Origin of the sequence: Bartonella sp. ML69XJBT, assembly GCF_028618515.1 — a bacterium.
GTDB lineage: Bacteria > Pseudomonadota > Alphaproteobacteria > Rhizobiales > Rhizobiaceae > Bartonella.
This window is the reverse complement of record NZ_JAQITB010000019.1, coordinates 16099-28981: the sequence shown is the minus strand read 5'-3', so window position 1 is coordinate 28981 and position 12883 is coordinate 16099. Positions and strand designations below refer to the sequence as shown.

General features: G+C 36.5%; 7 protein-coding genes and 1 tRNA gene. 4 read left to right on the top strand and 4 right to left on the bottom strand.

The genetic code is table 11. The annotated features are described in order from the left end of the window. Positions 1–173: 173 nt before the first annotated feature. Positions 174–263, bottom strand: a tRNA-Ser gene (locus PVV68_RS06615). Positions 264–1573: 1310 nt separating this feature from the next. Between PVV68_RS06615 and PVV68_RS06610 the strand changes: the two genes are divergently transcribed. Continuing rightward, positions 1574–2185 (top strand): invasion associated locus B family protein, encoded by a 612-nt coding sequence (locus PVV68_RS06610; RefSeq protein WP_273721266.1) that lies wholly within the window; start codon positions 1574–1576, stop codon positions 2183–2185. A 95-nt stretch (positions 2186–2280) separates the two neighbouring features. Here the strand turns inward: PVV68_RS06610 and PVV68_RS06605 are convergent, their stop codons facing one another. Then, positions 2281–4905 carry a ribonuclease E/G gene (locus tag PVV68_RS06605; protein WP_273721265.1) on the bottom strand — a complete coding sequence of 875 codons (2625 nt, stop codon included), beginning with the start codon at positions 4903–4905 and terminating at the stop codon, positions 2281–2283. A 609-nt stretch (positions 4906–5514) separates the two neighbouring features. On the opposite strand from PVV68_RS06605, the gene PVV68_RS06600 reads away from it, so the two are divergent. The 3 genes from PVV68_RS06600 (at position 5515) to prfB (ending at position 10689) form a co-directional block, all read left to right on the top strand. Further along, positions 5515–6744 carry an N-acetylmuramoyl-L-alanine amidase gene (locus tag PVV68_RS06600; RefSeq protein WP_273721263.1) on the top strand — a complete coding sequence of 410 codons (1230 nt, stop codon included), beginning with the start codon at positions 5515–5517 and terminating at the stop codon, positions 6742–6744. 170 nt (positions 6745–6914) lie between these two features. Continuing rightward, complete coding sequence (locus PVV68_RS06595) at positions 6915–9380, top strand: penicillin-binding protein 1A (RefSeq protein WP_404978437.1); 2466 nt, start codon at positions 6915–6917, stop codon at positions 9378–9380. A 180-nt stretch (positions 9381–9560) separates the two neighbouring features. Further along, positions 9561–10689 (top strand): peptide chain release factor 2 gene (gene prfB / locus PVV68_RS06590; protein ID WP_273721261.1). Its coding sequence is split into 2 segments (ribosomal slippage): positions 9561–9629 and positions 9631–10689, totalling 1128 coding nucleotides; the frame shifts between segments, so codons are not numbered across the junction. 117 nt (positions 10690–10806) lie between these two features. Here the strand turns inward: prfB and PVV68_RS06585 are convergent. Together PVV68_RS06585 and tyrS are read right to left on the bottom strand one after the other, a co-directional pair. Then, positions 10807–11289: a peroxiredoxin gene (locus PVV68_RS06585; protein WP_273721259.1), complete on the bottom strand. Its 483-nt coding sequence runs from the start codon at positions 11287–11289 to the stop codon at positions 10807–10809. A 203-nt stretch (positions 11290–11492) separates the two neighbouring features. Then, positions 11493–12746, bottom strand: coding sequence for a tyrosine--tRNA ligase (tyrS, locus tag PVV68_RS06580; RefSeq protein ID WP_273721257.1), 1254 nt, complete (start codon positions 12744–12746; stop codon positions 11493–11495). Positions 12747–12883: the final 137 nt, after the last annotated feature.

Here is a 12883-nt window from a genome sequence, read left to right as displayed (position 1 = left end):
GAGGTTTTAAATACCCTTTGAAAGGTCTTTGAAGACCCTTTGAAAACACCTTAAAAACCCTTTAAAAGAAAATAAATTGGTACAAAACCTGGTGTCAAAATATACAAAACCTGCTGGCAAGCTACACTGCTGGCAAGCTACACTGCTGGCAAGCTACAATGATAAAAGTGCTGTGGCGGAGGGGGTGGGATTCGAACCCACGGTACAGTCTCCTGCACGCCGGTTTTCAAGACCGGTGCCTTAAACCGCTCGGCCACCCCTCCAAAACAGATATAGCTTTTTACAAAGTTCTTGCAAAAGGTCAATCATTTAAATTAATTTTTAAACGTTTTTAAATAAAATTGCTTGAATACTAATCGAAGTAAATTCTAGAATATTGCTCTTTTTGAAAAGAGTACTAAGTTGATTCTTAATCAAATGAACTCTTCAGTGGTGCCTTATCTTCCTCTGAATGAATTGCTACATTGCTAATCTTAGCTTAATGTGATCACTTTTCAAAAGTAAAGAGTAAGTAACATAATATCTATAGCAAATTTCCATATTCATCATTCTAGACACTCATTAAATCTTGCAAAGAAAATAGCTATACCTTTAGTATTTTTATTTTGTCTAGAGTTTAGCAAAAAAGCTATATTTATTGGAATAAAAGATAAAATCATAAAACCATACAACTTAGATTAAGGTACAACTTTTCGCAAAGCTTTTGCCATAAAATCTTCTAATTATTTTAATTGTAAAATTTTTTAGCATGTTTTTTTAGAACACTGCACAATTTTTATAGAGAGATTTAATATAATTCAAAGAATTACAAGAAAAAGTTGATAAAAAGGATATCCTTTATAGAAGCATATTGGGAATATGCTATTCCTTCACTTTATATTCTAACCTCCCTAACCCTAAAAGAATATGATAAATCAACAACTTATTTATCATATAAAATGCAATGGTGGGCCAGAGACTACCCTCATTGTTTCATAAACAAGACCAGAAAATTGTTCATCAGAGAGAAGTCCTCTTGCAGTTGTATTAAAATTAGGAATGATGAAGGGATTTAATCCATCAAATGTTCCAACAACACTGTAATAATTTTACCTTTTCGATTTGCATCAGAAAATACATAAGAAAAATGTTCAAATTATTCCAATAATTTAGGAGCTCCATGTCTTGTAACATCTGTCGCGAGAGTTTTATATTTTTAAAAGAAGAAGTATAAATATAAAAAAATTTACATAATAGAATCTATAGAGTAACATAAGAATTTAATTACGACTATATTGTAATAATGATTCGTTTATGCAATTTTATCTCATTTCGTGACAGTAAGATATTTTATATATTAATTTCATAAATCCTAATGCCATAAAAGGAGAAAACTGTATAAGAATGCATAAGAATTTAGCTGGCAAATTGTAGTGTTTCCTCCAAATTTGACTTTTCTCTTTATATTGAAGTAAGAAGCGTAAAGAGAGGGTGTCATTTCATTGGTTTAATTTAATACACTTGATTGAAATTATATTTAATATTCCTGTTGTTGGGGATATTATAAAAGCGCGTTGAAAGGATTGACTTAATCATGTCGCATAAAAATATTTATTCTGTTATTTCAGGGTTAGCGGGAGCTGTTGCCCTTTTTTTTACAATTCATACTTCTGCAGGGGCGCAGACTTTATCTCAAGGTTGGTATAAGGTTTGCAGTAAGCAGCATGATGTTGATGTTTGTAATACAATGAACACTGTTGTATCAAATACGGGACAGCCTTTAACAGCCTTTAATCTTGTTGAAATAAAAGGAAAACAAAATGAAAAACGTATAGGTATTCAAGTACCTACAGGTCGTTTTTTGCCAGAAGGTGTTCTTATTCAAATAGGAGATAATTTCTCTAAAAAAGTTCCTTATATTATTTGTAACGGGCCTAGTTGTATTGCCAATGATGTGTTAGATGATAAGCTTATTACTGCTATGAAAAGTGGTTCAAAAATGGTTGTAACTACAATTAATTTTCGTGGTTCAGCTAATCCTATTGAATTTTCTCTTAATGGATTCACAGCTGCGTACACAGGTCCTGGTATGGAGGAAAAAGATTTTCAACAAGAACAAATAAAGTTGCAACAAGCCATTCAATCAAAGCAAAAAGAGATTGAAGATCGTATGCGCGCTGAGCAAGAGAAAGCTAAACAGAACTAATTAATATACGACATAAGTAAAGTATTCTTTGAATATTTTTCGCTATGTTTACTTATTGAAACCGCCGTAAAATATTTACGGCGGTTTTCTTATATTTAATTTTTAGAAAGATTTCTACGTTTCCACCAACCAGTGCGCTCAGTCTTGGGAGAGCCATCAGGTGTTGATGATATAACAACAGGGGTATTGATGTTCTTCTCAACTCTGGAGGAAGCTGATTTGGTAGTTTCCTCACTTACAGTTTTTTGTTCTGATGGTTCTTGTGTTGTTAATTCTTTAGAGAGTGATTTTTTACGCGTTTTACGTATTCGTTTTTTGCTATTTTCAGGTGTTTCTTCCGCGGTGTCATGCGCAGTTTGATCCATTTTTTTTGTTTTAACTTTATGTTTTGGAGCAGTTATAGATTTTCCTTCTAAAGATTCTGCTACTATTACATTTTGGTCGTTTCCAATATCTTGCTGATTTTGCACTGTTTTTGACGAACGTGCTTTATGCTTTTTAGGTTTAGTAATCGTATCAACTTTTACAATATCATCTTGTTGTATATTCAAGTGTTGTGTATCGTTTTTTGCTTCTTCTAATGGAGCAGATTTTGCAGCTGGAATACGACGTTTGCGATAGGCTGTTTTGATTTCTTCTAAGGCCTGTTTAGCAAAATCTCCTACCGGTTCTGCATAAGGAGTACGAGGCTGATAAGAACTATTATCCTGATGATGGCGCCCCCCACGACGTCCCCGCCGACGTCCCCGACGACGAGTATCATCATTTAGTGTATCATCTTTTTTATGAACGGTGGAAAGAGAATTGTCATGAACTTCACTTTGACGATTTTTACGCTGACGTTTCTGCTTTGTTTCAACAAGTGTTCTGTCTTCTGTAACAGGATTCTCTCTTAAGAGTTCATCTGCAATTTCTTCTTTATTGTTATCTTCAAAGAGCAATGGAGTCTGAGAAACTGCTTCCGCTATTGCACCCTTAGAAATAATGAGATGTTGCGTTCCAATGCTATCATCTGCTTCAATACTAATATTAAGTTTAAAGCGCGCTTCTAGATTAACAAGAATATTGCGTTTATGATTTAATACATAAAGCGCTGTTGTTACGGGCGTGCGTACAGTAATGTTATGTTGCGGATTGTGAAGAAGATATTCTTCAATTGAGCGCATGACATGTAAAGCTATTGATGATTCAGAACGAACATTTCCTGTTCCAGCACAATGCGGGCAAGGGTGTGTTGTGCTTTCTAAAACTGATATGCGAATACGTTGACGACTCATTTCCAAAAGGCCAAAGTGTGAAATGTGACCAACTTGAATACGAGCACGGTCACTTTTTAAGCAATCTTTCAATTTTTTTTCGACCAGTCTCACATTGCGCTCTTCAAGCATGTCTATAAAATCAATCACAATCAAACCAGCAAGATCACGCAAACGTAATTGACGTGCTATTTCTTCTGCAGCTTCAAGGTTGGTTTGTAATGCTGTTTTCTCAACAGAAAGTTCTTTGGTAGAACGACCAGAATTTACATCAATAGCAACAAGCGCTTCAGTTTGATTAATAACAAGATAACCACCAGATTTTAAAGAAACTTGTGGGTGCAACATTTTATCAAGTTGAATTTCAATATTATTGCGTGTAAAAATTGGAATAGGATCGCGATAAGGTTGTACAACTTTTGCATGACTTGGCATAAGCATACGCATGAAATCTTTTGCTTCACGATATCCTTGGTCACCTGAAACAAGAATTTCATTAATATTTTTATTATAAAGGTCTCGTATAGAACGCTTTATGAGATTACTTTCTTCATGAACAAGACATGGTGCCGTGGATTTAAGTGTCAAAGTGCGAATAGTATCCCATAATCGGGTAAGATACTCATAATCGCGTTTAATCTCGGCTTTTGTTCTATTCGCTCCAGCTGTTCGTAGGATAACGCCCATGCCTTTAGGAACAGCTAACTCTTTTACAATTTCTTTAAGACGCTTGCGATCTTGTAGATTGGTGATTTTTCGTGAAATACCACCCCCACGTGCTGTATTGGGCATGAGAACAGAATAACGACCTGCTAGAGATAAATATGTTGTGAGTGCAGCACCTTTATTGCCACGTTCTTCTTTGATAACTTGTACCAACAAAATTTGACGTCGCTTTATTACTTCTTGAATTTTATATTGACGTCCTTGTTTTCGTTGATAGGTAGGGAGTTCTTCACGCACATCCTCGGCGCCAACCATTTCAATATCATCATGAGCAATACTTGCACTAAAAGATTCTTCTACATCATCAACGGTTATTGCTTCAGATCTCATGTCATTTTCAACATCAGCTGCCATGACATCATTACGCTCATCTTTTTTTGTTTTTCTGGAGCGTCTTTTATTCTTTTTTGTTTCTTCAGTAGGAACATCTACATAATTGTCTCCTACAGCAGCTTGTTCCTCTTCTTCAAGAAGAGCCAGACGATCCGCAATAGGAATTTGATAATAATCAGGATGAATTTCAGAAAATGTCAAAAAACCATGGCGATTACCACCATATTCGACAAAAGCTGCTTGGAGCGATGGCTCTACACGTGTAATACGCGCCAGATAAATATTCCCCTTAAGCTGCTTTTTATGTTCTGATTCAAAATCAAGTTCCTCAATTTTGTTGCCGTGAACAACAACAACACGTGTTTCCTCCGGATGGGAGGCATCTATAAGCATTTTGTTTGACATAAGTTAAAATCCTGAAGGCGACATGCGCAACTTTATTCAAACGAACAGTATGACTATTCGCAAATGTGAGGGGCTGTCTGCCATAAAAGGGAGGTACCAGTAAAACAGAACGGGATACTCCATAGAGATGCAAGACTGCATTTACAGCAATTCTCATCATCATTTCCCTCTGTTTTGTATGACTCATAATTTTTGTAAGTCTCCGGTAAAATAATCTTTAAAATAGTTCGGATGTCCGAACCAGCGAATCTAAATAACGTAATCCTAGCTTTTGTGACACAAAAAAATTTCATCCATAAAAAGCCTGAATGTATAACGTGGTAACAAATATTCTAAAAAACAACTTAATATGGACTACAGATTATTTAGGTGGTTACTATTGGCTAGGAAGCCGTAAATGTTCTTTTATGTTGATATCATGATTTTGGCAAGTAACAATGTAAATACATATCATTATAATGCCTTTATTGCCTTAATTTAATTTTTAGAGGTATTTTTTAAAGTTGGAGAATTCAGCATTTATTGAAAAAGATGAAATAAATCTGATAGATTGCTTTTATACCGTTGAGATCAATTGTTGCTAATAGAGAATTTAAGAGTATTTCACTTATGATAAAAGGGGTTTCTACCAAAAAGCCAAAAGCAGCCTATTGGGATATTATTTTGTACGTCCTATGTTATGTATTCTTTTTTTTAATATTTCAAACAAATATCCAAGCGGCAAATGCTTTAAAACTTGTTGATTTGCGAACTATTGGAGATAGTGCACGCACACGTATTATTGCGGTTTTTAATGCTGAACCCAATGTTCGTTTACAGACTTTGGATAAGCCTGCCCGTTTGATTATCAATTTGCCTACTGTTGATTTTTCAGGACAAAATACACCTTTAAAAAAACAGAATACACTATCAAGTATGTTATCAGATGTTCGTTATGGTTTTTCTGATATACGGACTTCACGCATTATTTTGACGAGTAAAATTGCTTTTGTTGTTGAAAAGAGTACAATCCAAAAATTAGAGAATGGTTTATGGCAACTCCTGATTGATATTCGTAAAACGACACAAGAAGAGTTTAATGAAATATTTGAAAAACAAGAAAGCAACAAGCTTGATACAAAAATACAACGAATAACAACACGTAATTTTCGTGTTGTTCTTGATCCTGGTCACGGTGGAATTGATGGTGGTGCGCGAGGTATTAGTGGGATTTTAGAAAAAGATGTAACACTTGCCTTTGCTCGTGTCTTGCGAGATGAATTAAAAAAATATTCTCATATCACCGTAGCTTTAACACGCGATTCTAATATTTTTTTAAGATTAAGTGAAAGAGTTAAAAAAGCGCAAGAATTTGATGCCGATCTTTTTATATCTATTCATGCAGATACTATTAATTTACATTCTCTTCGTGGTGCTACAGTCTATACCATATCAGACAAAGCATCTGATGCAATTGCAAAATCCTTGGCTGAAAATGAAAATAGAGTTGATCTTCTGGATGGTTTACCGGTAGATGAATCGCTTGAAGTTACAGATATTTTGCTCGATCTTACTCGACGTGAAACGCACGCATTTTCGGTGAATTTTGCTAATAGTGTTGTTTCAAATTTATCAAAAAGTAATATCAATCTGATAAATAATCCTCATCGATATGCTGATTTTCAAGTTTTAAGGGCTTCAGACATCCCCTCTGTTTTGATAGAAATTGGTTATTTATCCAATAAAGAGGATGAAGAATTATTAAACAATCCGCAATGGAGAAAACAAATGGCTATCTCAATTGCGCATTCTATTCGCCAATTCGCTGAATATAAGCAGAAAATTATGCAACCTCTTTAAATTGGTGAGAAAATAAAGTATCAGTATCGGGTTCTGATAGAGTTTAGTATAAACAATAAAAGATAAAAACAGTTTTTCTTTATCTTCCATCGCGCGGTGATATCCGCACAGCGTTAGTAAGATAACATATTTTTCTTTAATCAATTCTAAAGGAGTGGATAACCGTTCTGATGATGATTTTTTTTAGATACCTTCTGAGTTTTGTTATGCTTCTTGGGTTTTGCTGTGCAATGATACAGGATGCACTCGCAACAGATCAGGCGAATATACTTCCTGATTATGAAGTTCTGTCGCTCTATGAACCACCAGTGATGACACGCGTCCATGCTGCTGATGGTAGCCTAATGGCAGAGTTTGCAACAAAGCATCGCCTCTATTTACCGATTCAATCAATACCAAAGATTCTTAAAGAGGCTTTTATTTCCGCTGAAGACAAAAATTTTTATCATCATTTCGGCTTAGATCCCGAAGGACTTTCTAGAGCTTTAGTCAACAATATTCGTAATATTGGTTCTGGGAAACGCCCAGAAGGGGCATCAACCATTACACAACAAGTCGCTAAAAACTTTCTTTTAAATTCAGAAGCAACATTAGAACGTAAGTTAAAGGAAGCTATTCTAGCGATGCGTATCGAAAAAACCTATTCAAAAGAACATATTCTTGAGCTTTATCTCAACGAAATTTATCTTGGTCGTGGCACTTATGGTATTGCGGCTGCTGCTTTGACTTATTTCAATAAATCCGTCAATGATCTAACGTTAGAAGAATGTGCTTATTTGGCTGCTCTTCCCAAAGGTCCGGGAAATTATGATCCATTCAAAAATACACAGCGTGCCATTAATCGGCGCAATTGGGTTATAGATCGAATGGTAACAAATGGATATGTCACGCGTGAACAGGGAGAAAAAGCGAAAACAAAGCTCTTAGGAGCGAGATTACGCGGTAGCGATAGTTATGTTTTTGCTGCTGACTATTTTACTGAAGAAGTACGCCGCCGTTTAATGCGTCGCTATGGTGCAAAAACACTTTATGAGGGTGGACTTTCGATTCGTACAACATTAGATCCTCATTTACAAATTCTTGCTCGAAAAGCTTTACACAATGGGCTCATTAAATTTGATCATTCACAAGGATGGCGTGGAGCTTATGATCGTATTGATAAGAAAGATGATTGGGGGGGAGAGCTTGCAAATATCACGGGGTTAAGTGATGTTCCTGAGTGGCGTTTGGCTGTTGTTCTTTCTGCTAATGCCAATAAAGTAGAGATTGGTTTACAGCCCAAGCGTGAAAATTCAGGTTTATTATCAAAAAAACGAGAAACAGCTATTTTATCTGAGAAGGATTCAAAGTGGGCTTTAAATGTCGTAAAAGAAAATGGCTATCGAAGGATTGCCCATAATCTATCGCAAGTCCTGCAGGTTGGCGATGTTATTTTTGTTGAAAAAATACCCAATGCAAACAATATTTACCGATTACAACAAATTCCAAAAGTTGAAGGTGCCATTGTTGCGATGGAACCTGAGACAGGGCGTGTTCTTGCAATGGTGGGAGGATTTTCTTTTTCCGCATCTGAATTTAATCGCGCCACACAAGCTTATCGTCAGCCTGGTTCTGCTTTCAAACCTTTTGTGTATGCAGCGGCGCTCGATAATGGATATACACCAGCATCCGTTGTTTTAGATGGCCCCATCGAAATTCGCCAATATAATGGTGAGATTTGGCAGCCTAAAAATTATGGAGGTACATATGCAGGACCTTCAACACTACGTTATGGCATTGAACATTCCCGCAATCTTATGACTATACGCCTTGCCTATGATATGGGAATGCCTCTTGTTTCTGAATATGCAGAGCGTTTTGGCATTGTCGATAAATTGCAACCTTATCTCCCCATGGCCTTAGGAGCTGGGGAGACAACGGTTTTACGAATGGTGACAGCTTATTCAGTGATAGCCAATGGAGGACGCTCTATTCATCCTTCTCTCATAGACAGAATTCAAGATCGTTATGGAAAAACAATTTACCGTCATGATGATCGTCTCTGTGAAAATTGTAATGTTCAGACATGGGATAATCAAAATGAACCAAAATTAATTGATGAAAGAGATCAAGTTCTTGATCCTATGACGGCTTATCAGATTACATCAATGATGGAAGGGGTTGTTCAACGCGGTACAGCGGCACGTTTACGTTATCTCAATCGCCATATTGCCGCTAAAACAGGAACCACAAATGATTCTAAAGATGTATGGTTTATGGGATTTACCCCTGATCTTGTCGTTGGTGTTTTTGTTGGTTACGATCAACCAGCACCATTAGGATATAATGGCACAGGCAGTTCATTGGCTGCACCTATTTTTGGTGAATTTATGGAAGGCGCTCTGAAAGGAAAACCAAATGTGCCATTTAAAATGCCAGAGGGTATGATTTTAATGCCAATTAATCGTAAGACAGGCATGCTTGCAGAAAGAGGAGAGCAAGATGTCATTATAGAAGCATTTAAGCCAGGAACTGGACCTGCTGATATCTATCAAGTGATTGGTGGCACAAATTCTTTTCAAGAAGGTGTTCCAGCAATGACTACTTCTCCTCAGGTTAATAAAGCTCTTGAAAGCGGTACAGGTGGGCTGTATTAATCAAAAAAATCTCTTTTGATATAACGGATGAATGGAATAAACGCATTTTTATCTCCTTTTTTGTAGTGTAGCTACAGTAAAGAGATTGATGAGATTATATGATCCTCTTATTACAAGAGCTGATTTGTATAAAATGCTAAAAAATATAAAGAGAAAGAATAAAAACGACGGTGTGAAGTTATGCGAGCAGAAATAGAAACATTAGTTGATGAAATCCAACAAGCAATTAAGTTGCTAAGGGGGCATCTTTGACTGGGATCAATCACTCAAACGTCTCGAATATCTCAATCAAAAAGCAGAGGATCCAACACTTTGGGATGATGCGCAACAAGCACAGGATATGATGCGTGAGCGTCAGCGTCTGGATGATTCAATTCATGGCATTCGATCATTTACAAAAACGCTTGAAGAGTGCATTGAGTTAATCGCGATGGGTGAAGAAGAAAGTGATATCGAAATTATCACTGATGCAGAAAACACCATACGCAATCTTAAGAATGAGATAGAAAAAAAGCAAATTGATGTGCTTCTTTCAGGAGAAGCAGACCAGAATGATACTTATCTAGAAGTTCATGCCGGTGCAGGAGGCACGGAAAGCCAAGATTGGGCTTCTATGTTGTTGCGTATGTATACACGTTGGGCTGAACAGCATCACATGAAGGTTGAAATATTAGAGATTCACGATGGAGAAGAAGCCGGCATAAAATCAGCAACTCTTCTCGTAAAAGGACATAACGCATATGGTCTGTTGAAAACAGAATCAGGGGTTCACCGTTTGGTCCGCATTTCACCGTTTGATTCCAATGCAAAACGCCATACTTCTTTCGCAAGCATTTGGGTTTATCCTGTTATTGATGATAATATTGAAGTTGATGTTTCAGAGGCGGATGTTCGTATCGATACTTATCGTGCATCAGGGGCAGGAGGACAACATGTCAATACGACAGATTCTGCAGTTCGTATCACACATATAAAAACGGGTATTGTTGTTCAATGTCAAACGGAGCGTTCTCAGCATAAAAATAGAGCAACTGCGTGGTCTATGTTACGCGCAAGACTCTATGAAGAAGAACTCAAAAAGAGAGAAGAAGAAACAAATGCTGTGGAAGCTTCTAAAACAGAAATCGGATGGGGACATCAAATTAGGTCTTATGTTCTGCAACCCTACCAGCTTGTCAAAGATTTACGCACAGGTGTTGAAAACACTGATCCACAATCCGTACTCAATGGCAATTTAGATGCATTCATAGAAGCAGCACTTGCACGGCGCATTTACGGAAAAGCCCAGGAAATTGAAGACATTGATTAACCGAAGACAATATTTTAAAGATGATTGCTTGATCTGTTAATTCTATCCCCATTGCTAGATTTATGAAATCCAGTAATGGAGTGGTTTTTATATTTAAAACTACTTGAATAACAACATTTATAAATCTTGATCATGTAAAAATGTGGCAGCAGCTAACACCTTCTCAGCATGTCCAGACACGCTCACTTTACGCCATTCTTCTGCTATTTTTCCGGTTTTATCAATGAGAAAAGTGCTTCGTTCAACGCCCATATATTTGCGTCCATACATGCTTTTTTCAACCCAGACACCGTAAGCTTCAAGTGTGTTTTTTTCTTCATCGGAAACAAGGATGATATCAAGTGCATGTTTTGTTTTAAATTTATCGTGTTTTTTAACATTATCTGGAGAGATTCCAATAACAACCACTCCTATTTCATCAAATTTTGCTTTTAATTGCGTAAAATCAAGTGCTTCACACGTGCAGCCACTCGTATCATCTTTTGGATAAAAATATAAAACAACGCATTTCCCTTGTAGGTCAGAAAGACATATTTTATCTCCCCCATCACGGGGCAAGTGAAAATCAGGTGCAAGGGTGCCTTTCATTGATTTTGTCATTTTTTTTTGACTTTCTTTTTTGTCTAACAACTACAAGCTATGAAGAATACATACAAGAAGGAATGATGCAACTTTTTAAAATTTATTGTTTCGAAAGATTTTTTATTATTGCCTAAAAAAGCCATTGTATCACAAGGATTGAAGCGAGGAAAAGAAATCAATATAAACAGCATGAAAAAAGGAGTATAAAAATTATAAAGCAATTATATTAGTTTTATCAAAACATGTTTTTTCTTACCGAAGGAAAGTTTAAGAATTCCATCGGCATTGACATCCTCTTCAAGAATAAGACGCGTCTCATCTTCAATGATTTGATCATTAATACGTACACCTCCGCCTTGAACATGCCGGCGAGCCTCACTGTTAGATTTGGCAAGTTTTGTTCGTACTAAAAGATTAAGTAATCCTATTCCCATTTTTAATTCTGTAGCGTGAATTTCAATAGTTGGAAGATTTTCTCCAAGTGTTTTTTCTTCAAAAGTTTTTCGAGCAGTTTCAGCAGCTGCATTTGCAAGACTGCGCCCATGCAACATTGCGGTAATTTCTGTTGCAAGGATTTTCTTTGCTTCGTTAATTTCACTCCCTTGTAATGCAGAAAGTTTGACGATCTCACCCATTGGCAATGTGGTATAAAGCTTTAAAAACCGAATAACATCAGCATCTTCTGTGTTACGCCAGTATTGCCAAAATTGATAAGGTGAAAGCATATCTGTGTTAAGCCATATAGCACCATTCAGGGACTTGCCCATTTTTGCTCCAGAAGACGTGGTGAGCAATGGTGAAGTTAATGCATATAACTGTGCTGTTCCTAAGCGATGTCCTAACTCAATTCCATTAACAATATTACCCCATTGATCAGAACCGCCCATTTGCATACGCAGTCCATAACGCTTATAAAGTTCAACAAAATCATAGGCTTGCAGGATCATATAATTAAACTCTAAGAATGACAAAGAATGTTCACGCTCAAGTCTTAGTCTGACGGAATCAAATGACAACATACGGTTAACAGAAAAATGTCTTCCTACATCACGCAAAAATTCTAAGTAGTTTAAATTGCATAACCATTCAGCATTATTAACAATACATGCATCAGTTTCTTTATCACCAAATGTTAAGTAATGAGCGAAGACCTTTTTAATACTAGCAATATTTGTAGTAATATCATCTTGTGTTAGAAGGCGCCGTGCTTCATCTTTAAAAGAAGGATCGCCAATCAGTCCTGTTCCTCCACCCATTAAGGCAATGGGACGATGACCCGTTTTTTGTAACCAATAAAGCATCATAATTTGCAGAAGACTTCCGGCATGTAGGCTCGACGCTGTAGGATCAAATCCAATATAGGCACTTACAATTTCTTTTGAAAAAAGATCATCTAAGCCTCTTTCATCCGAAATTTGGTGGATAAAACCACGCTCGTGCATAATGTGTAAAAAATCAGATTTAAAGACAGTCACAGATTTGTCCCTCATTAAAATTGCATTTATTGATCGGATGGTTTGTTAATACGCTCTCTCTACCATAATTAATAGCTATCTCACAAGGGAACGAAAAATATCGGAAGTAAAAACACAGGTGTCATTTTACTTGTCTA